The 24288-nt window shown below is 63.9% G+C and carries 23 protein-coding genes; 9 read left to right on the top strand and 14 right to left on the bottom strand.

All coding sequences use genetic code 11. The features are described from left to right. The first annotated feature begins 231 nt into the window (after positions 1–231). The 9 genes from NKJ93_RS14560 to NKJ93_RS14520 all read left to right on the top strand — a co-directional run bounded on the left by NKJ93_RS14560 (position 232) and on the right by NKJ93_RS14520 (position 8245). Positions 232–1059: an AraC family transcriptional regulator gene (locus NKJ93_RS14560; RefSeq protein ID WP_352589810.1), complete on the top strand. Its 828-nt coding sequence runs from the start codon at positions 232–234 to the stop codon at positions 1057–1059. 107 nt (positions 1060–1166) lie between these two features. Then, positions 1167–1619, top strand: coding sequence for an SRPBCC family protein (locus NKJ93_RS14555; protein WP_023721260.1), 453 nt, complete (start codon positions 1167–1169; stop codon positions 1617–1619). Positions 1620–1640: 21 nt separating this feature from the next. Beyond that, the gene (locus NKJ93_RS14550) at positions 1641–2435 is read left to right on the top strand and encodes an FAD binding domain-containing protein (RefSeq protein WP_352589807.1); all 795 of its coding nucleotides are present in this window, start codon (positions 1641–1643) and stop codon (positions 2433–2435) included. Between the two features lie 32 nt (positions 2436–2467). Beyond that, a complete protein-coding gene (locus tag NKJ93_RS14545) occupies positions 2468–2950 on the top strand; it encodes a (2Fe-2S)-binding protein (protein ID WP_352481581.1) in 483 nt (160 codons plus the stop codon). 13 nt (positions 2951–2963) lie between these two features. Continuing rightward, positions 2964–4331: a xanthine dehydrogenase family protein molybdopterin-binding subunit gene (locus NKJ93_RS14540; protein ID WP_023721263.1), complete on the top strand. Its 1368-nt coding sequence runs from the start codon at positions 2964–2966 to the stop codon at positions 4329–4331. A gap of 1 nt (position 4332) precedes the next feature. Continuing rightward, entirely contained in the window at positions 4333–5337 is a 1005-nt protein-coding gene (locus tag NKJ93_RS14535; RefSeq protein ID WP_023721264.1) for a xanthine dehydrogenase family protein molybdopterin-binding subunit, read from the top strand. A gap of 9 nt (positions 5338–5346) precedes the next feature. Beyond that, complete coding sequence (locus NKJ93_RS14530; protein WP_352589804.1) at positions 5347–6228, top strand: AAA family ATPase; 882 nt, start codon at positions 5347–5349, stop codon at positions 6226–6228. Continuing rightward, the gene (locus NKJ93_RS14525; protein ID WP_352495770.1) at positions 6225–7358 is read left to right on the top strand and encodes a vWA domain-containing protein; all 1134 of its coding nucleotides are present in this window, start codon (positions 6225–6227) and stop codon (positions 7356–7358) included. The genes NKJ93_RS14530 and NKJ93_RS14525 overlap by 4 nt, the downstream gene beginning before the upstream one ends. Next, positions 7358–8245: an amidohydrolase family protein gene (locus NKJ93_RS14520; protein ID WP_352481707.1), complete on the top strand. Its 888-nt coding sequence runs from the start codon at positions 7358–7360 to the stop codon at positions 8243–8245. Before NKJ93_RS14525 ends, NKJ93_RS14520 begins: the two co-directional genes overlap by 1 nt. Before the next feature lie 209 nt (positions 8246–8454). On the opposite strand, the gene NKJ93_RS14515 is transcribed toward NKJ93_RS14520, so the two are convergent. From NKJ93_RS14515 to NKJ93_RS14450, 14 genes are all read right to left on the bottom strand, one after another. Continuing rightward, positions 8455–8862, bottom strand: a complete 408-nt coding sequence (locus NKJ93_RS14515) for a carboxymuconolactone decarboxylase family protein (protein WP_352481584.1) — start codon at positions 8860–8862, stop codon at positions 8455–8457. 240 nt (positions 8863–9102) lie between these two features. After that, complete coding sequence (locus tag NKJ93_RS14510) at positions 9103–10599, bottom strand: sugar ABC transporter ATP-binding protein (protein ID WP_352589802.1); 1497 nt, start codon at positions 10597–10599, stop codon at positions 9103–9105. Continuing rightward, positions 10599–11657 carry an SMP-30/gluconolactonase/LRE family protein gene (locus tag NKJ93_RS14505; protein ID WP_023721269.1) on the bottom strand — a complete coding sequence of 353 codons (1059 nt, stop codon included), beginning with the start codon at positions 11655–11657 and terminating at the stop codon, positions 10599–10601. The genes NKJ93_RS14510 and NKJ93_RS14505 overlap by 1 nt, the downstream gene beginning before the upstream one ends. Next, positions 11654–13777: an ABC transporter permease gene (locus tag NKJ93_RS14500; protein WP_352481586.1), complete on the bottom strand. Its 2124-nt coding sequence runs from the start codon at positions 13775–13777 to the stop codon at positions 11654–11656. Before NKJ93_RS14500 ends, NKJ93_RS14505 begins: the two co-directional genes overlap by 4 nt. 83 nt (positions 13778–13860) lie before the next feature. After that, a complete protein-coding gene (locus NKJ93_RS14495; RefSeq protein WP_352481587.1) occupies positions 13861–14886 on the bottom strand; it encodes a sugar ABC transporter substrate-binding protein in 1026 nt (341 codons plus the stop codon). 59 nt (positions 14887–14945) lie between these two features. Further along, entirely contained in the window at positions 14946–15932 is a 987-nt protein-coding gene (locus tag NKJ93_RS14490; RefSeq protein ID WP_352589799.1) for an ABC transporter permease, read from the bottom strand. Between the two features lie 278 nt (positions 15933–16210). Next, positions 16211–17653, bottom strand: a complete 1443-nt coding sequence (locus NKJ93_RS14485; protein ID WP_352589797.1) for a DHA2 family efflux MFS transporter permease subunit — start codon at positions 17651–17653, stop codon at positions 16211–16213. 227 nt (positions 17654–17880) lie between these two features. After that, the gene (locus NKJ93_RS14480) at positions 17881–18681 is read right to left on the bottom strand and encodes a 3-methyl-2-oxobutanoate hydroxymethyltransferase (RefSeq protein ID WP_023675787.1); all 801 of its coding nucleotides are present in this window, start codon (positions 18679–18681) and stop codon (positions 17881–17883) included. 37 nt (positions 18682–18718) lie between these two features. Beyond that, the gene (locus NKJ93_RS14475) at positions 18719–19033 is read right to left on the bottom strand and encodes a MocE family 2Fe-2S type ferredoxin (RefSeq protein WP_352481591.1); all 315 of its coding nucleotides are present in this window, start codon (positions 19031–19033) and stop codon (positions 18719–18721) included. A gap of 42 nt (positions 19034–19075) precedes the next feature. Beyond that, positions 19076–20164: a fatty acid desaturase family protein gene (locus tag NKJ93_RS14470; RefSeq protein WP_023721275.1), complete on the bottom strand. Its 1089-nt coding sequence runs from the start codon at positions 20162–20164 to the stop codon at positions 19076–19078. Positions 20165–20255: 91 nt separating this feature from the next. Continuing rightward, positions 20256–21437, bottom strand: a complete 1182-nt coding sequence (locus tag NKJ93_RS14465) for an aldose 1-epimerase family protein (protein ID WP_023721276.1) — start codon at positions 21435–21437, stop codon at positions 20256–20258. A 34-nt stretch (positions 21438–21471) separates the two neighbouring features. Continuing rightward, positions 21472–22254 carry an ATP-binding cassette domain-containing protein gene (locus NKJ93_RS14460; protein ID WP_352481708.1) on the bottom strand — a complete coding sequence of 261 codons (783 nt, stop codon included), beginning with the start codon at positions 22252–22254 and terminating at the stop codon, positions 21472–21474. After that, positions 22251–23255: an ABC transporter permease gene (locus tag NKJ93_RS14455; protein ID WP_352589794.1), complete on the bottom strand. Its 1005-nt coding sequence runs from the start codon at positions 23253–23255 to the stop codon at positions 22251–22253. The genes NKJ93_RS14460 and NKJ93_RS14455 overlap by 4 nt, the downstream gene beginning before the upstream one ends. Positions 23256–23316: 61 nt before the next feature. Then, entirely contained in the window at positions 23317–24258 is a 942-nt protein-coding gene (locus NKJ93_RS14450; protein ID WP_352481596.1) for a sugar ABC transporter substrate-binding protein, read from the bottom strand. Positions 24259–24288 lie beyond the last annotated feature (30 nt).

The following is a 24288-nucleotide window of genomic DNA, read 5'->3' as shown; positions in this document are numbered from 1 at the left end:
AAGTCCTTGCTCAGCCTCGAAGGGAGTGCCGGTTGCCGTCGACCGCACCGGTCTTGCCATACCGGCCTGGAAACGCTCGCCTTCTTCCTATCGCCGAGTCTGAAAATCCGCCGCTGCGGCGCATGGCCGGCGCCCGGGCGTGCACATCCGTCTTGACGCAAGCCCGAACTGAGCCGCACAATCGCTCGCAGCAGGCGAAGGGAGGCCAGTCGCCTGCGGGAGGATATACCCATGACGGAAGCGATCAGGCTCTACTGGGGCCGGTTCGGACATGTTTCTGTCCTGAACGTCGCCAGCGACTTCGTCACCCATGCCCATGTCGAGGCGCATATCATCATCTGGCTGGAAGGCACCGCCGGCGAGATGACCATCGGCCGCGAGACGGTGCGGCTTGGACCGGGCACCGCCGCCGGCATCAATTCCTTCCAGCCGCACAGCCACGCTCTGTCCCGCGACGGCACGCCCGGCCTGTTCCTCGCCTTTTACATCGATCCGGACTGGGCTCGAAGGCGCCGTGAGCTGCCTTCCGCCGCGCCATTGTTTTCAGCCCCGGCAATCACGCTCGAGCCTTGGCTGCACAAGGCAGCGGCCAACCTTCTCGACCATCTCAGCGACAATGAGAGCATCGACGACATCGCCAATTACGAGATCGAGCGCTTCATCGACAGCGTGCTCGATGCCGCCGACGCCTCCGCACCGCAGACGGTGCGCGCCCGCGTCAACACCATGCAGGACTTCCGCGTCCGCAAGGCGATCCAGCTGATGAAAGCCAATGTCTGCGAGCGCATCTGCTTCGACGACGTGGCGCGCAGCGTCGGCCTGTCGCGGCCGCATTTCTTCGCCCTGTTCAAGGAGCAGACCAATCTGACGCCCAACGTCTATTGGAACACGCTGCGCATGGAGGAAGCGGTACGGCAGTTGCAGTGGTCGCAGGAGCCGCTGATTTCGGTCGCCTGCAATCTCGGCTTCACCACCCAGGGCAATTTCTCGCGCTTCTTCCGCGACCATGTCGGCGTCCCGCCGACGCTTTACCGCGAGGCGGCGCGGGCGATCAGCTGAGCGCCCGTTTTTCAGACTAATTGATAGGCATTCAAGACGCATTGATAAGCGCCGCGTAGCCCGCCGCCCTACCCTCCCAAGCAGCTGATTTGCAAGGGAACGATCCTATGGCGAAAGTCACCATCTCCAGCGTCATCGATGCGCCGGTCGAAAAGGTCTGGGCGCGCATACGCGACTTCAACGGTCTGCCGAATTGGCATCCGCGCATGGTCGAAAGCCACATCGAGGACGGCAAGGACGCCGGCACGATCGGCTGCGTGCGCAATTTCCAGCTCGCCAGCGGCGCCCGCCTCCGCGAAAAGCTGCTCGATTTCTCCGACGAGAATTTCCTCGTCAGCTACTCCATCCTGGAGACGCCGCAACCGCTTACCAACCACAAGGCGACGCTGCAGTTGCGGCGGGTGACCGACGGCGACCGCACCTATGCCGAATGGACCGCCAGCTTCGACGCCCCTCCCGAAGAAGCCGACAAGCTGGCCGAAGGCATGGGCGCCAACGTCTTCCAGGGCGGCTTCAACGCCCTGAAGGCCCATTTCGCCGGCAAGGTTGAACTGAATTGAGCTGACAAACAGGAGCGTTCCATGGCGCTTGCACTGCAGACTTTCCCGACGGTGGAGGACGCTGGCGCGGCGCTGAAGGCCGCCGGCACCCGCTATCTCGGTGGCGGCACACTGGTCGTGCGCGCCGCCAACGAAGGCGACGTGTCGATTTCCGGTTTCATCCGGTCGACCGAACCGGCGCTGTCGATCATCCGCATTTCCGGCGGCGAGGTCCGCATCGGCGCTTCGGTGACCATGGCGGCGATCGCCCGTCACCCGGATCTCGCTCCACTGGCCCACGCCGCGCGCGCCGTCGGCGGACCGGCGATCCGCAACATGGCTACGGTCGGCGGCAATCTCTTCGCGCCAACGCCTTACGGCGATTTCACCGTTGCACTGCTGGCGTTGGACGCAACCGTCACCACCGACTACGGCGAGCTGCCGATCGAAACCTTTCTGGCAAAGCGCGAGAGCAATCACGCCATCGTCACTGCGGTCGGCTTCACGCTTCCGAAGGAAGGCGGTTTTCGCTTCCTGAAAGTGTCGCGGGTCAAGCCAAAGGGCGTCTCGGTGCTGAGCATCGCCACCATGCTGGAACACACGCCGGACGGCACTGTCACGTCAGCGCGGATCGCGCTCGGCTGCATGGCCGACCGGCCGATCCGTGCCAGGACGGCGGAGAAAGCCTTGATTGGCCGCAAACTCACCGCAGACGGCATCGCACCGGCACTGGCCGTTGCCCACGACGGCACTTCGCCGCCAACCGATCCGATCGCCAGTGCCTGGTATCGCAACGAAGTCCTGCCGGTCCATCTCGGCCGGCTGCTGCTCGCCTGAACGCCCTGGCTGCGGCGCAAGGAGTAATAAAGATGGCGAAGGTCCCGGTTCAGTTCACGCTCAATGGTGCCGAAAAGGCCGAGTTCATCGACAGCGGCACGACGCTGCTTCACGCGCTGCGCGACAAGATCGGCGACACCTCGCCAAAAGGCGGCTGCCATCAAGGCACTTGCGGCGCCTGCACGGTCATCATCGATGGCGAGCTCAGGCTGTCCTGCCTGACGTTGGCCGAGACCTGCAACGGTGCGGCCGTCACCACGACGTCGGGGCTTTCGGAAGGCGGCGTGCTGCATCCGCTGCAACGCGCTTTCCTCGATGCTTTCGCCACGCAATGCGGTTTCTGCACGCCGGGCATGATCATGGCAGCCAAGGTACTGCTCGATCACACGCCGAACCCCAGCCGCGAGGACGTGGTCGAGGCGCTGTCGGGCAATATCTGCCGCTGCACCGGTTACGAGCCGATCATCCAGGCGGTGCTGACCGCCGCGCGCTCCAATTCGCAGAACGCGGTTTGAGGGAGTTAAGAAAATGGAACTCCGCAAGAGCTATTTCGCCGACCAGCGCAAGGACGATCTGCACGAGATCGGCCAGCCGCGGCCGCGTTCGGATTCACCCGGCCATGTCACTGGCAAGACCACCTATTTCGCCGACCGCAATTTTCCCGGCATGCTGCACCTGAAGATGGTGCGCAGCCCGCACCATCACGCCCGCATACGCAGCATCGATACGTCCGAGGCGGAAAAGCATCCGGGTGTCGTCAAGGTGCTGACCGCCAAGGATGTGCCGCACAATGTCTACACCATCCTGATCCTGATCCAGATCGGGCCGGAGGACGAGACGGTGCTGGCTGACGGCAAGGTGCGCTGGAAGGGCGAGGCGGTGGTGGCGGTGCTGGCCGAGACCGAGCGCGCCGCGCAGGAAGCCGCCGCCAAGGTCAAGGTCGACTACGAGGTGCTGCCGGCCGTCTTCGACATGGAGGAAGCGCTGAAGCCCGACGCGCCGATCGTCAACGAGTATCACGGCCGGAACTATTACCTCTACGACAGCGGCGAATGCCGCAAGGTGCGCTTTGGCGATGTCGAGGCAGGCTTTGCCACAGCCGACCACGTGCTCGAACAGACCTATCAGTCCTCGCCGATCGAGCATGCGCCGACCGAGACGACCGGCTGCATCGTCGCACCGGAGGGCAACGACCGCTTCACCTGCTACACCAACACGCAGGCGATGTTCTTCACGCTCGACAACGCCTCGATCATCCTGCAGATGCCCGGCAACAAGCTGCATTTCGTCGGCGGCACCGTCGGCGGCGGTTTTGGCGGCAAGGTCGACGTCATCGTCGAGCCGATCGCCATCCTCGGCGCCAAACTAACCGGACGACCGGTTTGTTTTGTCTATAGCCGCGAGGAGGAGATGCAGATTTCCTCGCCGCGCGCCGCCGAGAAGGTCGTCATCAAGGACGGCGTCATGAACGACGGCCGCATCGTGGCGCGGAAAGTGACCGGCTACACCGATGCCGGCGCCTATTCGCGCCATTCGCCCTACGGCGCGCAGAAGGGCGCCGGGCATTATCCTGGCCCGTATACGATCCCGAATGTCTGGATCGACACCTACTGCGTCTACACCAACCGTACCCCGTCCTCGGCGATGCGCGGTTTCGGCGTCACCATCGGCGACTTCGCGCTGGAGGTGCAGATGGACAAGCTCGCCCGGCTGATCGGCATGGACCCTCTCGAATTCCGCTTCATCAACGCCTACCGCGACGGCGACATGAAGGCACACCGGCAGCCGACGGAGGGGGCGGCGCTGATCGAGTGCATGCAGGAAGCCTCGCGCGCCGCCAACTGGCCAGTGGCGGAGAAGTTCATGACGATGTCGTCTTACGCGAAGGGAGCTTGAGATGGCGATCAGGCGCGGACGCGGCGTCGCCGCGATCAATTATCCGACCGGCATGAATCTCGGCGGCGACCCGACGCAGGCGCTGGTGCATTCGACGCCGACCGGCAATTTCATGGTCACGCTCTCCAGCGTCGACCTGGGCCAGGGCATGAAGCAGATCATGGCACAGATCTGCGCCGAGACGATCGGCGTACCGACCGACCGCGTCGTCGTCGACACCGCCGACACCGACACCGGCCCGCACTGCATGGGCACCTTCGCCTCGCGCGGCACGCATCGGGCCGGCAATGCGGTCATCCAGGCCGCCAGGGAAGCCCGCCAGGTGATGCTGGAAGTGGCGGCCGAGGAACTTGAGGTAAACGCCTCGGACCTCGAGACCGATGGCGAGGGCAACATCCTGGTCAAGGGCGCGCCGCAAAGATCGATCTCGATCTTCGATGTCGCGCTGTCGGCGCATTTCAAGCGCGGCCGTTCGATTTCCGGCCGCGGCATGTTTTTGATCCCCCGCTCCTATCCGGAGAAAGAGACCGGAGCGATGAAGCCGTCTACCTGCTACGCCCATGCCTGCACGGTGGCGGAGGTCGAGGTCGACGACGAGACCGGCGAGGTCACCGTGCTGACGGTAAAGAACGTGTTTGAGATCGGCCGCGCGCTGAACCCGAAAATGGTCGAGCAGCAACTCGTTGGCGGCTCGTGGATGGGCATCAGCCATGCGCTCTACGAAACGACCGAGCCCTATTATCCCAACCGCGACCATGGCGGCACCGACTTCAACCAATATCTGATGCCGGGTCCTGGCGATCTCGCGCAAACCGAGATCATCGTGCTGGAACGGCCCTCGGCGGACGGGCCGTATGGCGCCAAGGGGCCGGGCGAAATGTGCGCCAACCCGCAGATCCCGGCGGTTGCCAATGCCGTCTTCGACGCTGTCGGTGTGCGCATCGATACGCTGCCGATCACGCCGGAGCGCATCCTGCGGGCGCTGAAGGCGCAAGCCCCGAACTGAGTGCTGAAAATGCCCAAGAGAAGCGCTGAGACAGTCGCGACCTCGCCTGAGGCGGTGGCGTCGCGCCTCGCCGCCTCGCGCTATCTCGCCGATGAAAGCCTGGCGACCGCCATCTTCCTGGCGATCAGGCTGGGAAAGCCGCTGCTGCTCGAAGGCGCACCCGGCGTCGGCAAGACGGAAGCTGCGAAGGCGATTGCCGAGGTGCTCGGGCGCGACCTGGTGCGGCTGCAATGCTACGAGGGCATCGACGCCGCACATGCGCTCTACGAATGGAATTACCAGCGCCAGTTGCTCGCCATCCGCCATGCCGGTGAGCACGAGGTCGACATCTACGACGACCGCTTTCTCATCGCGCGGCCGCTGCTGCAGGTGCTGAAAGCGCCGGAAAAGCGCGTGCTGCTGGTCGACGAAATCGACCGTTCCGACCATGAATTCGAAGCGCTGCTGCTGGAGTTCCTGTCCGATTTCCAGATCAGCATTCCCGAGCGCGGCACCATTCGCGCGACTGCGCAGCCGATCGTCATCCTGACCTCGAACCGCACCCGTGAGCTTGCCGAAGCGCTGCGGCGGCGCTGCGTCTACCACTGGATCACCTATCCCGACGCCGGGCGCGAAGCCGAGATCATCATGCTGCGCGCCGGCGACGTCGCCGAGGCCACGGCGCGCGCCGGGGCTGCCGCCGTGCGCGACATTCGCGCCCGCCCGCTGGCGAAGCCGCCCGGCATCGCCGAAGCGGTCGAATGGGCGAACGCCGCGACGATCCTCGAAAAAGGCGGCAGTCCGTGGCCGGAAGCGTTTCGCCGCGCCATTGGCGTGCTGATCAAGGACGAGGAGGACCTTTCCTGCATCGCGCCCGAGCTCGGCAAGATTGTCGAGGAGGCGCTGGCGTGAGCCCCGCGGCTCTGCCTCGAGGGGCGACGCCCTTCCTCGGCTTCGGCCGGCTGCTGCGCCGCTATGGCTTTTCAGTGGCGCCCGAGCAGGTCTCCGGCTTCATGCAAGCGGTGACGCTGCTTGGGCCGCGCTCGATGGCCGACATCCGCGAAGCGGCGCTCGCCACGCTGGCGCCGCCGCCCGACCGCCGCGACGAATTCGAGGCGCATTTTCGGAGCCATTTCTATGGCAGCACCGCGGCAGTGGTCGGAGGCGAGGCCGACGAGGAAACCCGCATCAAGGATGACGGCGAAACCAGCGAACAAGAAATCGAGGTGGTCCGCCAGGAGCAAGGCGGCGAACTGTCTTCGGCCAGCGAACAGTTGAGCGTCCGCGAATTCAGCCGCGATAGCGACGGGCTTGCCGCCTTCCGCCGCAAGCTCGCCACCGCTTTGCCCGCCCGCCGCTCCTTCCGCACGGTGCGCACGCATGCGCGCGGCAAGCTCGACCTGCGCCGCTCGCTGCGCGAAATCGTCAGTGCCGACGGCGATATCCCCTCGCCGCTGCTGCGCCGGCGGCAGACAGTGCCACGCAAGCTACTCATCCTGATCGACGTGTCGGGCTCGATGAAACTCTACACCTCAGACTATCTCAAGCTGGCGCATGCGGCCGTGCAAGGCGCCGACCGGGCGGAGGTCTTCACTTTCGGCACACGACTGACCCGTATCACCTCGGCGCTGCGCATTCGCGACCGCGACCAGGCGCTGGCCCGCGCCGCTGCCCAGGTCGACGACTGGGACGGCGGCACCCGCATGGGACCGACACTGCTTGCCTTCCTCTCGGTGCCGCGTTTTTCGGCCTTTGCGCGCGGGGCGGCGATCGTCATCCTGTCGGATGCGCTGGAGCGCGGCGATCATGCCGAGCTGGAGACGGCGATGCGCCGGCTGAGCGCCCGCGCTTTTCGGCTTTCGCTGGCGACGCCGTTGGCCGGCGATCCACGCTTTCGGCCGGCGACGGCAGCGCTTCGCGCCATCCTGCCAGTGCTCGACGACCTGGTCGACGGTTCGTCGATCGCCGGCCTCACCGATTTCATCCTGTCGCTCGCCCGCCCAGCCCCGGCGGCCGCGGCAATCTGGAGGAGGGTTTCGTGATGCAGAAGGCGATCGACGCGCATTTCCACATCTGGCGCCAAAAGGACCAGCCCTGGCTGGTCGGGCCGATGGTGCCGCGCATCTTCGGACCATATGAGCCGATCCGCCGCGACTATCCTATCGGGGAATTCCTCGCCGACCAGCAAGGCTCGGGCGTCGAGAAGGCGGTCTATGTCCAGACCAACTGGGCCAAGGAGGATTTCGAGAATGAGGTCGCCTTCCTGCAGAAAACCGCGGAAGAAACCGGCTGGCCGCACGCCATCGTCGGCTATGCCGACATGACCGTGGACGACGTGCGTTCCCAGATCGACCGGCTGATCAAATACCCCCTGCTGCGCGGCGTGCGCATGCAGCTGCACTGGCACGAAATGCCGGCCTTCCGCTTCGCTGCCTCGGCCGATCAGGTCATCGACCCGAAGGTGCGGGCCAATGTGGCGCGTCTGAAGGACTACGGCTTGTCCTTCGACCTGCAGCTTTTCCCCGCCCAGATGAAGGACGGGCTGACGCTTGTCGGCGAGAACCCCGAGACCAATTTCATCCTCACCCACGCCGGCATGCTGACCGACATGGAGCCGGAGACCACCGAGGCCTGGAAAGCCGGCCTGCGCACGCTGTCAGCGGCCCCCAACCTCTATGCAAAACTGTCCGGCCTCGGCACCTTCGTCCACCGCAACGACCCGGCGCTGATCAGCTATATCGTCGACGCCGCCATCGACATCCTCGGCAGCAATCATTTGATGTTCGGATCGAACTTCCCGATCGAGAAACTGTGGACCAGCCACGCCGAGCTGATCAGGGCGCACAGGGAAGCGGTGGGCAAGCACGGCGCGGCGGCAGAGGCCGACATCTTCTGGAACACGGCGGAGAAGGTTTATCGGCCGGTGTAGCGCGCATTCGCTTCTCCCCCTGTGGGAGAAGGTGGATCGGCGCGCAGCGCCGAGACGGATGAGGGGTGCTGGAAGAAACTCGGCGGTGGAAATCTAGGCAATTTGAAGCACTTACGTCTCCAGGCTAGCGATCCTTCCGGCACCCCTCATCCGACCGAGCTTCGCTCGGCCACCTTCTCCCACAAGGGGAGAAGGGAAGGCGCCGCACCTCACCTCACCTCGAACTCCGGATCGACCGGAATCTGCAGCGCTGTCACCATCTGGTTGGTCTGCCCGGCCAGCCCGATGATCGACACCAGCTCGCCATGCTGCGCTTCGGTCATGCCCTTGGCGCGGGCGGCGGCGGTGTGGGAGTGAACGCAATAGGAGCAGCCATTGGCTGTCGAGACGGCGATGTAGATCATCTCCTTGGTCAGCGGGTCGATGACGCTGTCCGCGACCATCACCGCCTTGAGCTGTTCCCACACCCGCTTCAGCGAGACCGGATCATTGGCCAGCCCGCGCCAGAAATTATTGACGAAATCGGATTTGCGCGTCGCGCGGATGTCGTCGAACACGGCCTTCACAGCGGGAATCGCCTCGACCTCGGCATCGGTCAGAAGTCTTGTGGTGGCCATGGGCAGGCTCCTTTCGGTTTGAATCGATGAGAGAGGTCGTTGAATCGGCTTGGTAGCGAATGCGGCTAACTTGCTCTGGTGATTCACGTTTTGCAGGCCGGCCCAGAACCCTGGAAATGCAGAGGCCCTCACCGTCGTCATCCTGGGGTCTGCGCCGCGTCGCTGCGCTCCTTGCTTCGCCCCTCGATGACGAATGGACTGGTGACTCCGCCAATTGTCGAAGTACGCATCGCCTGGAACCTAATGAACCGCCGCATACATGATCTTCTCCTCCGTCGCCTCGGCCGGCGAGAACTCCTCGACGATGCGGCCTTGCCGGCAGACCAGGATGCGGTCGGACAGGTTCATGATCTCCGGCAGGTAGGACGAGATGACGACGACGGCCAGGCCCTCATCGGCCAGCCGGTTGATGATCTGGTGGATTTCGGCGATCGCACCGACATCGACGCCGCGCGTCGGCTCGTCGAAGATGACGGTGCGCGGCTTCTGCACCAGCCCCTTGCCGATCACCACCTTCTGCTGGTTGCCGCCCGAGAGCTCGACCACCCGCGCATTGTCGTTGATCGCCTTGACGTTCAGCGTCTTGGTCCATTCGGCCGACAGCGCCCGCATCTCCTGCGCATTGATCACCCAGCCCTTTTCCCGCCCGGCCGCCAAAAAGCCGCCGAACAGGTTCTCGGCAACGTCCATGGTCTCGAAAATCCCCTCGCTCTTGCGGTCTTCGGTGACATAGACGATGCCGTCCGCCACCGCCTCGCTCGGAACGAGATAGCGCACCGGCCGGTCGTCCAGCTCTATGGTGCCGCCGCGCAGGAAGTCGCGCTTGTAGATGCCGGAAACGATCTTGAACGTCTCGGTGCGACCCGAGCCGATCAGCCCGAACACCCCGGTGATCTGGCCCTCGAAGATCGAGAAGGAATTGTTGCGCACGACATTGCTCATCGAGATGTCCTGCACCGACAGCACCTTCTTGCCGGCCTTGCGCAGCTTGGCCTCGTCGCGCTGGCTGTAGAGCTGCCCCGACAGCGTGCGCCCGACCATGGCGGCGACGACCCTGTCGCGATCGAAGGCGGCTGTGTCGTCGGTGATCACCAGTTCGCCGTCGCGCAGAATGGTGATGCGGTCGGCGACATCAAGCGCCTCTTCGAGCGCATGGCTGATGAAGACGATCGACACACCCCTTGCCTTGAGCCGGCGGATCAGCGCGAAGAAGTGCCGCTTCTCCTCCGGCGTCAGCGTCGCCGTCGGCTCGTCGAAGATGATGATCTCGGCATTGTGGTGGACGGCGCGCGCGATCTCGACCATCTGCCGTTTGGCCGCGCCCAGCGTCGCCACCATGGCGTTCGGGTCGACGGGAAAGTTCAACGACTGCAGGAATTGCTGCGCTGAAATGTAGGTGCCGCGCAGCCGGTTGAGAAAGCTTTCCGTGCCGAGATAAAGGTTCTGCGCCACTGTCATCGACGGCACCAGGCTGGTCTCCTGGAACACCATGGCGATACCGGCTTGAAGGGCCGCATGCGGCGAGGCGTAGGCGATCTCCTGCCCGTTGTGGAACATCTTTCCCGAGGTCGCGTCGACGACGCCGGCGATGATCTTGGTCAGCGTCGATTTTCCCGCGCCATTCTCGCCGAGCAGCGCGTGGATCTCGCCCTTGCGCAGCTCGAAGCTGACATTCTTCACCGCGGGCACGCCGCGATAGGTCTTGGTCACGTTCTCCAGGCGGACGATCGGTTCCATCAGCGATGTCCTCCTGGACCCAAGTCGATGGCCAGCAGGCAATCGCCGCCTTTCGAGGCAATGAACAGGCGACCGTCTTTCTCCGCCACGCTGCAGATGCCGTGGCGCGTGCCGTTGGCGCGGCTGTGCAGGCTGAATTGCGGCCGCATCTCCCGGTCGAGCCTGACCACCACGCCGTAGGAGCGGCTCGGCGACCATGGCTTGTGAATGCCCATGGTGCGAATGCCGCCGCATTGCAGCGGCTCGAGGAAGCTGCGGTTGGAGGCAAGTGCCGGCGCGATCCAGTGCTGCGGCGGCACTTGCGCCAGCATGTCGTTTCGATAGTGCGTTTCCTGCAGCACGAATTCGATCAGCCGGTTGCGGGGCGCAAACAGCGCCAGCCAGGCACCGCCACCGGCGGCAGGCGACAGGCGCGAGGGATAGCCGGGCAGATGCGCCAGCACCGTCGAGCGGCTGCCTGTCGCGCCGTCGAAGCGGATAAGTTGGTGCCGCCAGCTCTCGCTGACCAACACATCCTTGCCGGTTGGATGCAGCCCATAGGGAAAGGCGATGTCACCGGCGAGCTTGCGGAATTCGCTGCCTGCCGGTTCGCGCTTCCACAGCGAACCAGAAGCGCCCTTCTTCATCAGATCGGCGGCCCATTGCGACGGCCCGTGTTCGGCCGAGCCATTGGTCAGCCAAAGCGTGCCATCTTCTGCGTAGGCGAGCGCTGTGATGCAGCGGATTTCGGCCGGTAGCGGAGCGTCCTTACCCGCGATCAACAGCCTGCCGTTTTCGAGCCCGACCGTCAGTTCGCCGGCGGGCGAGCGCGCGAGCGCTGTGACCGGGGACGGAAATGTCTCGACTATCGTCGGCGCGGCACCGGCGGCGAGCGCATAGACGGCATTGCCGCTGGCCGCCAGCAACCGGTCCTTATCGATCAGCAGGTTGTCAGGCTCCGGCAGTTCAACAAAAGCCGGAGCATCGTCCAGCAGCGTATTCGGCCTGAAGGCGCCATCGAGCGGCGGGATTGTCACCGCCTTGCCGCGAAAGATGTCAAGGATCGGGTCCAGCATCATGGCTTCGCTCCCCAATAGGAAGCGGGGCTGGTCCAGTTCGGGTCGGCACCGGCAATCCGGTAGCGGCCGATCCGATTGTTGAGGATGCCGCCGACGAACAGATAGCCTTTGTGCTCGCGCATCGAGGTGACCATCGGATGCGCGGCGCCCGACAGGTCGCCCATCGCTTCGACGATGCCGCCCTTCTCGTTGAATTTGACCACACCGCCGGTGTTGATGTTGGGGAACAGCCATTCGTCCTGCGGCAGCCGGCGCGTCATGCGCTTGCGCATGTCGGGATGGCGCAGCGACAGGTCGAAGCTCGGCGTGCGCATGCCGAGCCAGGCCATCCAGTAGTTGCCGTTGGAGGCGCGGTTGATGTTGTCGGGGTAGCCCGGCATGTCGCGGATGACGCATTCGGCGGTGCCTGCTTTCGGCCCTTCCAGCCAGTAGCGGTGCACGCGGCAGGCCCAGCTTTCGGCAAAGAACAGCGACTTGCCGTCATGCGCCATGCACACGCCGTTGGTGTAGCGGTAGCCGTCGAGCAATGTCTTCGTCGAAGCGTCCTTCGGGTCATAGACGAGCAGCCGCCCGGTGGCGCGGTTCTCGATCGAGTCCAGCGCCCAGTCGTGGGCGTCATAGCGCTTGGTGGAATCGGTGAAGTAGATGCGGCCGTCCGGCGCGATGTCGCAATCATTGGGATCGCGCAGCCGCGCATCGTCGACGATCGAAGTCCAGGAGCGCGACGTTTCCGCCGATAGCCGCTTCACCTCCCGCTCCGGCGAGACCGAATAAAGGCCCATCGCGCCGACGCAGCTGATCAGATTGCCTGTTTTGTCGAAGGCCAGGCCGAGCGGAAAGCCGCCAATATGGGCAAAGACCTCCGAACGTTTGTAATCCGGCGCAAAGAAACGGACGATCTCGCCATGCCTGGTGCCGCAATAGAGATGGTCGTCGCGGTCGAGGATGACGTCTTCCGGCCCTTCCAGCTCGCCAAGCCCGATATGGTCGGCCTCCGATAGGCGATTGTCGAGCTCGTAAGGCGTGCCGGAGCCCGGTGCGGCCGACTGCGTTGCCCCCATCTTCAAATAGACCGGTGCGACATAGACCTCGTCCAGCACCTTGTGGCGGTTCTTCAGCCAGCGAATGTCGATGGTGACCGCCACGGCCAGCATGATGCCCAACACCATCTGGTTGGTGCCGGTGCCATAGCCCAGCCGGATCAGCCCGTTGGTCATCGTCAGCACGATGATCGCGCCCATCAGCCCCTTGATCACCGAACCGCGGCCGCCGCCCAGGCTGACGCCGCCGACGACCGCTGCTGTCAAAGCCATGACCTCGAGATTGAGCCCTGTGCCCGGCCCTGCCCCGCTCAGCCGGCAGGCGATGAGGAAGCCGCCGAGCGAGGCGCAGAAGCCGGAGAACACATAGGTCATGAACACGGTGCGGCGCACGCGGATGCCGGCATTGTGGGCCGATCGCCGCGACCCGCCCACCGCCTGCACATGCCAGCCGGGCCGCGAGCGCGTCAGCGCGACATGGGTGATGATGGCCAGGATAATCGCCGCCCACACCGCAACCGAAAGGCCCCAGAAGGTATCGTCGCCGATGAAGTCCAGCACATCCGATGTGGCATCGGAAAGCTGGACGTCGGCGGCATAGGTGGTGACCAATATGTCGAACAGCGCCCGCCCGAAGATGAAGGTGACCAGTGTCGTCAGGAAAGCGCGCAGCCTGAAATAGCCGATCAGATAACCATTGATCGCGCCGAACAGCAGCCCGGTGGCGATCGAGGCGGCCAGCGCCAGCCATACCGATTGTTCGAGGATGAAAAAGACGAACACGGCGGAAAAGCAGGACAGCGCGAAGATCGAGCCGACCGAAAGGTCGATGCCGCCGCCGAGCATGACCACCGTCATGCCGGTGACGACCAGCGAAAATTCGCCGAGCTGGCGGGTCGATTCCTGCAGCGACATCGGCTTGAAGAAGCCGGGAATGATCGAACCGAACACGCTGAGCGTCGCCACCAGCGCCAGGAACGGAATGGCGTTATCAGTCCAGCGTTTGCTTAGGATCTCGCCGACAAGGTGGTCGGGCACGAGATTGTAGCGCCAGGATTGAAGGCGTTCGCGAAAGGACATCGGTTGCTGCTGCCACTCAAGAGAGAAAGAGGCGGCCGAACAAGGTCCGGCCACCTCGTCGATGCTTGCAACGGACCCGCGGTTTACTTGGCCGCAGCTTGGGCTTGCAGTGCTTTCAAGTCCCAGCAGCTGTCTGGCTTGAGGTCGGCCTTGGTCGTCGCCTTCTCCAGCGTGTAGATGTAGGTGTGCGAGGTGCCGGCTGGCTGGCCACTCTGCAACAGGAACTTGATGACGGCGTTCATGTCGCCCGACTGGCGGGCAAGGTCGGTCATCACCACCGCGCCATAGGTGCCGTCCTGCAGCTTGTCGCAGTCGGCAGTCTTTTCGCCGCCGCCGGTGGTGACCAGAAAGACTTTGCCCTCGAGCTTGGCATCGCGGATCGCAGCAGATGCGCCCGTCGCGTCGCCGTCCCAGAAATCGATGATGGCGCAGATGTCGGGGTTCTGCTGCAGCATCGTCGTCGTCACGTTGCGCGAGGTCGTCGCATCCCAGTTCGAGTCAGGCTTGGCCACGACTTTGAAGTCGGGGTTCTTGTCCAGCACCTTCATAATGCCGGCATATTGATAGAGGCTCGACGAGTTGGCCTGGTCGCCCTGCACCAGCCCGATCTTCTTGGAGGAGTTCGGCCCACAACCCTTGATCGCCGCATCGGCTTCCAGCTGGCCGAGCCGATCCCAGTCGCTGCCGACAAAGGCATCGGCCGGGAAGTTCGCCGGATTGTCGACCAGCAGGACATAGGTGCCGGCGGCCTGCGCCTTCTTCATCAGCTTGGCATAGGAGTTGAGGTCCGGCGAATGGATGATCAGCACGTCCGGCCTGGTGTCAGACGAAATAGCGTCGGTTATCGCCTGCGCGCCGGCATCGACCACCCAGTTCGGGTCACGCGTCTCGAACACGCCGCCCCAGGCCTCGACCTCGGTCTTCAGGTAATGCGCCCAGCCCTGTGCCAGATCGAAGCCCATCGCCATCGGCACCAGCATCACGCGCTTGCCCTTGAGCGCTTGCGAATAGGCGCCCGGACCCGGATCTTCGGCGGCGAAGCCTGGCGCCACGAAGGCGGAGACGGCAAGCGCTGCCGCGGCGGCCATAAACGTCCTGATCATTTTCATGTCACATCCTCTGGTTTGGTCGTTGTCGTTCGCGGCCGGCCCCAACCGTTCGCGTCAGTCTAAATGTCGCCTTGCTGCGCGGTCTGCTCGTCGCGCGGATTGATGAACCCATCGACGATGATCGCCGCCAGCAGGATCGCCGCCTTGATCAGGTTCTGATAGAGCAGCGGAATGTCGATGATGGTCATGGCGTTGAGCAGGATGCCGATCAGCGCGGCACCCACCAGCACGTTGCGCACCCCGCCCCGCCCGCCCGATAGACCGATGCCGCCGATCACCGCCACCAGCACGATGTCGTAGAGCAGCGTGGAATTGACGATGCGGGTGTTGATCGAATGCAGGCTGGCGGCGGTGAGCAAGCCGGCAATCAGCGAGACCAAGGCCGACAACACGTAGCGCAGCACCAGCATCGGGCGCACTGGAATGCCGATATTGCGCGCCGCAACCGGGTTGTCGCCGGCGAAATAGACGTAGCGGCCCCATTTGGTGTAGCGCAGGAACAGGAAAAAGGCGAAAGCCAGCCCGGCGAAGACAAAAACCTCGACCGGGATGTCGAGGAACCGAAGCCCGCCCAGAAGCTCGACCCAATGGCCGGGCGGCACCGGCACGGCGTCCTGTGTGATCAATTGTGAGCGCACATAGCCGAAGACCAAGGACGCGGTCGCCAGCGTCACGAAGATCGCCGGAACCTCGGCGTAGGCGACCAAAATGCCGTTCAAAAGCCCGATGGCGAGAACGCCGGCTAGCACATAGGCGAAGGCCAGCCCGTCGGACATCCCCGAATTCAGCAATTGCAGATACCAGGCGACCGACATCGCCATGATCGCCACCGCCGACAGGTCGATGCCCCTGCCGATAATGACGACCGCCATGCCGAGCGCCAATATGCCCAGCACCGAGACCGAGCGCACGATGGCAACGAGATTGTTCGAATTGATAAACCCGGGCAGTCCGATCGCGGCGGCAATGAACAGCACGACCGCGATGGCAAAGACAATGCCCTCCTGGTTCAGGCTTCTCCAGTTTAGCCAGCCGGTCGCGTTCATTGCCCGCTTTCACCCGCGATGGCTACGCCCTGCTCCCTCTGCGGCCATCGGAACGAAAGCTAATCGGCTCAAGACCAATTCGTCAAATGAATCCGCATTGCAGGCCGGCTTGCGAGGAAATTCCGCGGTTGGACGCACCGATTGGCGAGGCTGGCGCAATGCCCGGAACTCAAGCACTTTTGCAATTGATCGTGCCGATCGAACCGCTGGTAAAGGTTTGCTCCCGGACGAGCGGAGCAGGCAGAATTCATGTCCGCGCTCGCCGCGCAGTTCCTGCATCAAATCCGCAAAACATGGCCCGAGACCTCGGCGCCGGCAGCCCTCGGCAGCGCCAGGAAGCGGAACGAGGCGACGAGCCCGATTGCGCCGATCACCAGGAAGGCCAGTCGGAAGTCGACGAGATCGAGCGCCGCCGCGCCTCTGGCGATCTGCGACAGGTTGAGCAGTGCCGCCGCGACCGCTACGCCGAACAGCATCGCCACCTGCTGCAGCATGCTGGACAACGTCGCCGCCGAGCTGCGCTGCGGTGAGGCCACATCGGCGAAAGCCAGCGTGTTGAGCGCTGTGAACTGCATCGAACGCGACAGTCCGGCGATCAGCATCAGCACCACCACCAACGCTTGCGGCGTCTGCGGCGAAAGCGCCGCGCAGGCCATGATCGACAAAGAGGCGATCACCCCGTTGACGATCAGCACCGAACGGAAGCCGAACCGCCTCAGCGTCGGCGTCGTCACCGTCTTCATGCCGAGATTGCCGAGGAAATAGGCCAGGATCATCATGCCAGCATCGACCGGGCTCAGACCGAAGCCGACCTGGAACAAAAGCGGCAGCAGGAATGGCGTGGCGTTGATGGCGATCCGGAAAATCGTGCCGGCCGAAAGCGTCGAGATGGCAAAGGTCTGCACCTTGAAGGCTGTGAGATCGAGCAGCGGATGGTTGGCGCGTCGCAGATGCCGCACCGCCAGCCAGCCGACCAAAATGCCCGTACCGAGCAGTGCCACGGTCGGCAACACCCCCCCTCGCGGATGCGCGATGCGCTCGAGGCCATAGAGCATCGCGGCGAGCCCTACCGAGGTCAGCAGGAAGCCCGGCCAGTCGAGCGGCTTGGCCCCAGCTTCGCGGTCGCCGGGAATGAAGCGGGCGACCAGCGCCAAACCGGCAACCCCAAGGGGAATGTTGATGAAGAAATTCCAGTGCCAGGAGACATAGGTGGTGATGAAGCCGCCAAGCACCGGCCCGACCACCGGCGCGAACAGCGCCGGCCAGGTGATCAGCGCCGTAGCGTTGAGAAGCTCGGATTTCGGCGCATTGCGCAGCACCAGGATGCGGCCGACCGGCGTCATCAGCGCGCTGCCCAGGCCCTGCACGGCACGTGCGGCGACGAATTCAGCCAGGTTCTGCGAGACGCCGCAGGCGAGCGAGGCCAGCGTGAACAGGGCAATCGCCATGAGGAAGATGTTGCGCGCGCCGAAACGGTCCGCGAGCCAGCCGGACAGTGGCACGAACACCGCCATGGTCAGCATATAGACGGTTATGCCGATGCTCATCGCCACCGCCGGCACGCCGAAGGATTCTCCCATCTGCGGCAGCGAGGTCGAGATGATGGTCGAATCCAGAAGCTGCATGAAGAAGGCGACGGCGACGATCAGCGCCACCCGCCGGGCTTGCCGCGCCGCCGGCGCGGTTTCGGGTAAGGCTTTGTCTTCGGGAATGGCGGTCATGCGTAGAACTGTCCGAAGGGGAATCTTCTCCCGCCCCATCGGCAGCCGCACAAATGTCCGGCAAACCGATGACGCACCGGTTTCAACAGCATTTGGCCGGTGCCGTCCAGACATGGACCAACAAACTTTCGTGTGGCATCGCAGCCCGGCTATGCGATGACCTGGCCCTGCCGCCGAACCGGCGTTTTACGATCCGCGATGGCGCTTCGCGCCACTGCCGGCGTGTCTCATGCGGCTTCGATCTTCTCCAGGAACAGGCTGAGCTGGTCCGGGTCCATGTGCACGACGTGCCTGTCTTCGGGATACGCCAGGCTGTTCACATCGGCGACATATTCGGAAAAGGCAGCGATGCGTTCGGCCTGCAGCCGATCGTATTCGGCGGCGAAATTGCGATAGACCTTGGAATGGCGCGGCATGTGGCCACGGTTCTGGCCGAGGATATCGTCTGCGAACAGGTATTGCGCATCGCAGCCGGTGCCCGCCCCCATAGACAACATGATCAGCGATGTGCGTTCCGAAATCGCCTTGGCCACCTCGACTGGCACCACCTCGATCTCGGCGCCGATCGCGCCGGCGGCCTCCAGTTGCTTCACCGCCTCGAACACCTGCATGGCGGTATCGGCGGTCTTGCCGACGGCCTTGAAGCCGCCGGTCCAGGTGGCGCGTGACGGGATGAGGCCGACATGCCCGATCACCGGAATTGCATCGTCGGCCATCCGTTTGATGGTGGCGTAGCCGGCGCTGCAATAGACCGCATCGGCGCTGGCCTTGTAGAGCCGGAACGCCCAGCGGACGAAATCATCGGCGGTGCCGATCTCGAAGAAATTCTCGCCCGGCATGGTGAACAGGCTGGGTGCCGCATCGCGATATTGCGGATTGAGCACCAGCTCCGGCGGCACCGAGACGATATCGACGCCGGCGCGTTCGGCGGCCTCGGCCTCGTCCATCGTCAGCACGCGCAGCATCGTCAGCTGCCGCTTGCCCTTCATGGCGCGCAGGTCGGCGACGGTCGGTCTTTTCCGGCTCATGGATTTTGGTCCCCTTTGCTACGTGACAGAAGGCCGGTCAGGCGATCTGGATCATCACCTTGCCAGCTTCGACCTTGACTGGATAGGTCGCGAGATTGACGCAAACGGGAGCGCCCTTCGCCTGGCCGGTCTTGTAATTGAAGCGGCCATTGTGCTTGGGGCATTCGATGATGTCGTCCATGACAAGCCCGTCGGCCAGATGAGCCTGTTCATGCGTACAAAACCCGTCGGTGGCGAAGAATTCATCGTCCGGCGAACGGTAGATCGCGAAGGTGCGGCCGCCATGGTCGAAGCGGATGACATCTTCCTCTTCGACATCGTCCACGGCGCACGCTTCGACCCAATCGGCCATCTCTGCTTCTCCTGAAATTTCTGCGTTGCGCTCGTGCAGTGCCTACTCAGCCGCTGCCGACATGTTCACTTCGTGGAACTCGCCACGATAGGGCCGTGCCGTTGGCGGCAGTTCGCGCTTAAGGAAATAATCCTCGTATTTGAGCTGCCTGAGCAGGACCGGCCAGACCTCGCGATAGGCATGCCATATCGACGGGTTCGCCTCGGGCAGATCGTGCTTGATCAGTTCATGCAGCCTGGGCAGCGCGTGATACGGTACCATCGGGAACATGTGATGCTCGACGTGGTAGTTCATGTTCCAGTAGATGAACCGGCTGATCGGATTCATGTAGACGGTCCTGGTGTTGAGCCGGTGGTCGACGACGTTGTCGGCCAGACCGATATGCTGCAGCAGGCCGGTCAGCACCATGTGCCAGGTGCCGTAGAGGCGCGGCACGCCGATGAGCACCACCGGTATCCACGACCGCATGAACACGGCGAGCGCGATCGTCGCGATGTAGATCGCGATATGCCAGCGCGCCGCGATGACGGCCTTGTGCTGTTCCATCTCGGGAACGTAGCTTTTCTCGTCGGGCGTCAGCTTGCCGAACGCCTGGCGTACCAGCGCCGGAAGCGAATAGCGAAAATCGAGGATGCCGGTGAAAGCCAGCGCGGCACGCAGCAGGTCCGGCGGGCGCATCACGGCGATCTCGGCGTCGCGGCCGACGATGATCGTGTCCGTATGGTGCCGGGCATGGCTCCAGCGCCAGGTCACCGGATTGCGCATCAGCATGAAGCTGGCGATCTGGTAGACGACATCGTTCATCCAGCGCGTGCGGAAAGCCGTGCCGTGGCCGCATTCGTGCCAACGCGAGTCGCTGGAGGAGCCGTAGAGCACGCCGTAGACGAAGAAGAACGGCACGCACCACCAGGTGCCCCAGAAATAGATGGCGCCGGCGGCGGAGCCGAGGATGGCGATGATCCAGATGATCGTGTCGCGGATCGCCGGGCCGTCTGAGCGCTGCATCAACTCCTTGATCGCCTTGCGGGGGACATCGGTGTGGTACCACTCCGCCGAGGCCAGTCCCGTCTCGATCGCCCTGCGCGTGCTTTCGCCGACCAGGCTGTAATCGCGCTTTACCGTGCCAGCCATTGTGACCTCCAATTCCAGCTCGGCCGCGAACCCTCCCCGCTCCGGCCGGGACCAGCCTCCCAACTGGTGTCTCGTATCGTCCTAGCCATTATCACGACCTGCCTCCAAGAACAGGAAAACGGCCCGACGGCTGGGGATAATCCTGCTGCGGCTGCCTGGCGATTGCCGCGATCCGGCTCTCGGCGGCGGCGATCTCGCCGGCGCCGTCGAGAACCCGGAACACCGCATCGTACGAGCGGCTCTCGCCGTGCTCCAGCCAGATCATCTCGCCGCGTTCGCGCGCCGCCAGATTTCCCAGCACATGATGCGTCGACGGCTCGATGCCAAGCGCGTACTGTCCAGCCTGGAAATTCTGCCATTGGTAGGTGCAGGGCAATTGGTCCTTGCGCGTGACCACCTCGAACCCGAGGCCGAGCCTATCGTTGACCACCGCCACCGGGACTTCGCCGGTGCTGCCAGCGCCGAGCTCGTGCTGCCAGACCTGTTCGCTGAAACGCGGCTGCGGCGCCGGGACCGTGCGATAGCCGACCTTTTGCGCCTCATAACGCTCGCCGGCATGCCCGGCCCAAACGACATCCCTTATCGGCGCCAGATAGCGCGCGCCCTCGTCAAGCACCGGATGGCTGACATTGATGTGGTAGAAAAACATATGCGGTGTTCGGTTGAAACCGTGATTGACGACACGGTCCGAAAGCCGGATCTCGTTGCCGCCGACATCGGCCTCGATCCGCCGCAATAGATGCAGATCCTCGCCGAATACAGTCGATTGCTGGACGATGCCTTCGGCCCACAACACGCAGCGGTCGCCGTCCCAGGTCTCGCCGTAGCCACTCAGCCGCGCCGGGATGGTGCTGATGCGGCCATGCAGCGAATGGCGCACCGTCTTCTTCGGCGGATAGTTGTAGGTGTCGGCGGGTACCTCGTTCATGAACAATATATGGTCGAGGCCGCAGGTCAGTAGAAGGCCGGAAAACGACCGCGCCCAGGCCAGCCCGTCCTCGCCTTCATACTCGTGCAGGCCGGGATTGCGAAAGCCGCTCGGCGAATGCCAGCCGATCGCCTGGCCCTTGAAGTCGCAATCGGCGATATCGAGCGCCCGGTCGACCAGCGCGGTGAAGCGCAGGCCCGAGCCGGTGCGGAATTCGAGCATGCGGATGCCGCGCTCGACGCCGTCGCCAAGCGTCATCAGTCGCACGCCGGCGAACTGCGACAGCATGCCCGAGCGTTCCGAGACCTGCCGGCGCGACAGCGTCTTGCCGTAAAGCTCTACCATGTGACGGCCAGTTCCTTCACTTTGCTCCCGTCCTTCACTTGGCTCTCGTCTCCTTGAGCAGGGCCGACATGTCGGCGCCGGTGATGATACTTTCCACGGTCAGCAGGTCGGTGTCGGCGACCGTCTGCTCGGCGACGATCTCGCCGCGCCGCATGACGATGATGCGGTCGGCGACCTGGAAGACGTGATGGATGTTGTGGGTGATCAAAAGCACCGAGTGACCGGCGTCGCGCACTTCCTTGACGAAGCGCAGCACGCCGTGCGTTTCCTCGACGCCGAGATTGTTGGTCGGCTCGTCGAGGATGATAACCTTGGCGGCGAACTGCATGGCGCGCGAGATGGCGATCGACTGGCGTTCGCCGCCCGACAGCGTGCTGACCAGCGCATCGGCGTCGAGCTTCTTCGAGATGCCGACGCGCTTCAAAAGAGCCGAGGCGGCATCGCGCAATTGCGCGAGATCGAGCGGCGCGAACACACCCAGCCATTTGAGGTTGACCGGCTCGCGGCCGAGGAAAAGATTGCGCGCGATGCTGAGGTCCGGTGCCAGCGAGGTGTCCTGGTGGATGGTCTCGATGCCGAGATCCATCGCATCGCGCGTCGAGCGGATGGAGACCTTCTGGCCGCGCACATAGATGTCGCCGCGGTCGACCGGAAACACCCCGGAGATCGCCTTGATCAACGTCGATTTGCCGGCGCCGTTGTCGCCGAGCAAGGCCACAACTTCGCCCTCGTTGAGCGTGAAGGAGGCGCTCTTCAGGGCGCGGACGCTGCCGAAGGACTTTTGCAGGTTGTGCAGCCGAAGCACTTCCATGGTCAGCTCCTGGCGGCGTTCTTCTGCAGCAAAGCGTGCAGAATGAGCATGGCAAGGATGATGACGCCGACGAAGATGTTGTAGGCGAGCCCAGGCACGCCGATCAGCACGATGCCGTTGCGGATGCTGCGCAGCATCAGCGCGCCGACGATGGTACCTAAAATGGTGCCGCGCCCACCGGTCAGCGCCGTGCCGCCGACCACCACCATGGCGATCACTTCGAGCTCGTAGCCGGTGCCTGCCACCGGCGAGGCGGCAGAAATGCGGAAGGCGCTGATCATGCCGGCGAGACCGGCCAGCACCGAGGTCAGGACGAACAGCCAGATCTTGACCGCATCGGCCGGCACACCACGCGCCACGGCGGCGTTACGGTTCGAGCCGATGGCGCTGATCCAGTTGCCGAGCTTGGCGTAGCGCAGCACATAGATCGCCAGTAGCGACAGGCCGATGAACCACCACAGCGAGGTATAGAAACGGAACGTTCCGATATTGAAGCTGCCGGCCAACAGCGTCACGAAGAACCCGGGCTGGTCCCAGGACTTCAGCGGAAAGCCTTGGGTGATGTAGAGGGCCGCGCCTCGCACCACGAGCAGCATCGACAGCGTCACCAGGAAGGAGGAGATGCCGATCTTGGTGACGATCAGCCCATTGATCGCACCGATCGCTATGCAGAGCAGCAGGCCGGCCAGCAGCGCCACGCCAATATCCACCCCGCCGTTCTGCACCAGCAGCATGACGACAACCGGCGCCAGTCCGAACACAGCACCGACCGAAAGGTCGAACTCGCCCGCCGTCAGAAGCAGCGTCATGCCGAGCGCGATGATGCCGAGCTCGGGCAGGAACGCCATCATGTTGGAGATGTTGAGCGGCGACAGGAAGTTCGCATCGGCGATCGCGAACACCGCCAGCAGGACGATCAGGATGACGAGCGACGAGAACTGCGGCGAGCGGATCAGGCTCGACCTGCGTTTGGCACGCGGCATTTCCTCTTCTGCGGCAATTGTCATGACAGCTCGAACCATACGCCAGGGTGAGGCCCGCCGCCTGCGCGGCGAGCGTCAGTTCCAATCACTTGTTGTAGAGTTTCAGGATCGGTTCGACGCTCGAGGCGTCGTAGAGGCTGAAAGTGTGGATGTCGTAGCCGATCGGTTCGCCGGCGGCGGCCAACCCGAGCAGCGCCACCGGCATGAAGCCCTGCGCCGACGGGAACTGCCAGGCAGCCGCGTTGACGAAACCGGCCTTGACGGACTCGGCCGTTTCCTTCGAATTGCCCCAGCCGACGACCGGAATCTTGCCGGCCGGCACGCCGGCGCCATCGAACACCCGCTTGACGCTGGCCGCGACGGAATCGCCGAGCGCGATGATTGCCGGCGGATTGTTGGCCACCATGTAGTCCGTCATCTTGGCGATGATGCCGGCCGGATCGGTGCCGCAATCGACCACGTCATATTTGATGCCGAGCGGATCGAAGACGCTGGCAATGCCTTCGGTCTCGAGCTGCTGGTAGCTGGCACCCGGCACTTCGACCGGCAGGAACACCTTGTCGCCCTGCTTCACCATTTTGTGGTCGACCAGATATTTCGCCCAGATGACACCGGCTTCCCTAAGGTCGGCGCCGACATAGGCTTGCCGGCCGGTTGCCGGATCGTCGGTGTTGAAGAACACGATCGGGATGCCGGCCGCCTTCGCTGCCTTGACCTCCTCGGTCCACAGGCCGGGCTGCGCCGAAGTCGTGGCGATGCCGTCCGGCTTGGCGGCGAGTGCCGAGTTGAAGGCTTCCTTCTGCGCCGCCATGTCGCCGCCGCTGAACGAGATCTTGCAGGTCACCTTGAGCTGGTCGCAGGCCTTGGTCGCGCCGGCATTCCAGTCGATCCAGAAGGCATCCGACGGGCCGCCATGCGACAACAGGTAGAACGTCTTCTGGGCGTCCTGCGCCACCGCCGGAGTACCCAGCGTTGCACCGGCTAGAACCGTCGCGGCAGCCGCGATTTTCAACGCGAATTTCAACATTTCTCTTCCTCCCTTGTTTCGTAGCCGAAC

Origin of the sequence: Mesorhizobium sp. M0028 (assembly GCF_040323855.1) — a bacterium.
In the GTDB taxonomy this organism is placed as follows: Bacteria; Pseudomonadota; Alphaproteobacteria; order Rhizobiales; family Rhizobiaceae; genus Mesorhizobium.
This window is presented reverse-complemented; position numbering and strand designations above follow the sequence as displayed.

Bases quoted from the DNA above. Each gene is read 5' to 3' on its own strand.
- NKJ93_RS14520 (WP_352481707.1), top strand. From the start codon at position 7,358: ATGCAGAAGGCGATCGACGCGCATTTCCACATCTGGCGCCAAAAGGAC.
- NKJ93_RS14540 (WP_023721263.1), top strand. From the start codon at position 2,964: ATGGAACTCCGCAAGAGCTATTTCGCCGACCAGCGCAAGGACGATCTG.
- NKJ93_RS14490 (WP_352589799.1), bottom strand. From the start codon at position 15,932: ATGAACGCGACCGGCTGGCTAAACTGGAGAAGCCTGAACCAGGAGGGC.
- NKJ93_RS14465 (WP_023721276.1), bottom strand. From the start codon at position 21,437: ATGGTAGAGCTTTACGGCAAGACGCTGTCGCGCCGGCAGGTCTCGGAA.
- NKJ93_RS14555 (WP_023721260.1), top strand. From the start codon at position 1,167: ATGGCGAAAGTCACCATCTCCAGCGTCATCGATGCGCCGGTCGAAAAG.
- NKJ93_RS14560 (WP_352589810.1), top strand. From the start codon at position 232: ATGACGGAAGCGATCAGGCTCTACTGGGGCCGGTTCGGACATGTTTCT.
- NKJ93_RS14500 (WP_352481586.1), bottom strand. From the start codon at position 13,777: ATGTCCTTTCGCGAACGCCTTCAATCCTGGCGCTACAATCTCGTGCCC.
- NKJ93_RS14455 (WP_352589794.1), bottom strand. From the start codon at position 23,255: ATGACAATTGCCGCAGAAGAGGAAATGCCGCGTGCCAAACGCAGGTCG.
- NKJ93_RS14485 (WP_352589797.1), bottom strand. From the start codon at position 17,653: ATGACCGCCATTCCCGAAGACAAAGCCTTACCCGAAACCGCGCCGGCG.
- NKJ93_RS14470 (WP_023721275.1), bottom strand. From the start codon at position 20,164: ATGGCTGGCACGGTAAAGCGCGATTACAGCCTGGTCGGCGAAAGCACG.
- NKJ93_RS14505 (WP_023721269.1), bottom strand. From the start codon at position 11,657: ATGATGCTGGACCCGATCCTTGACATCTTTCGCGGCAAGGCGGTGACA.
- NKJ93_RS14550 (WP_352589807.1), top strand. From the start codon at position 1,641: ATGGCGCTTGCACTGCAGACTTTCCCGACGGTGGAGGACGCTGGCGCG.
- NKJ93_RS14480 (WP_023675787.1), bottom strand. From the start codon at position 18,681: ATGAGCCGGAAAAGACCGACCGTCGCCGACCTGCGCGCCATGAAGGGC.
- NKJ93_RS14515 (WP_352481584.1), bottom strand. From the start codon at position 8,862: ATGGCCACCACAAGACTTCTGACCGATGCCGAGGTCGAGGCGATTCCC.
- NKJ93_RS14530 (WP_352589804.1), top strand. From the start codon at position 5,347: ATGCCCAAGAGAAGCGCTGAGACAGTCGCGACCTCGCCTGAGGCGGTG.
- NKJ93_RS14535 (WP_023721264.1), top strand. From the start codon at position 4,333: ATGGCGATCAGGCGCGGACGCGGCGTCGCCGCGATCAATTATCCGACC.
- NKJ93_RS14450 (WP_352481596.1), bottom strand. From the start codon at position 24,258: ATGTTGAAATTCGCGTTGAAAATCGCGGCTGCCGCGACGGTTCTAGCC.
- NKJ93_RS14475 (WP_352481591.1), bottom strand. From the start codon at position 19,033: ATGGCCGATTGGGTCGAAGCGTGCGCCGTGGACGATGTCGAAGAGGAA.
- NKJ93_RS14510 (WP_352589802.1), bottom strand. From the start codon at position 10,599: ATGGAACCGATCGTCCGCCTGGAGAACGTGACCAAGACCTATCGCGGC.
- NKJ93_RS14545 (WP_352481581.1), top strand. From the start codon at position 2,468: ATGGCGAAGGTCCCGGTTCAGTTCACGCTCAATGGTGCCGAAAAGGCC.
- NKJ93_RS14495 (WP_352481587.1), bottom strand. From the start codon at position 14,886: ATGAAAATGATCAGGACGTTTATGGCCGCCGCGGCAGCGCTTGCCGTC.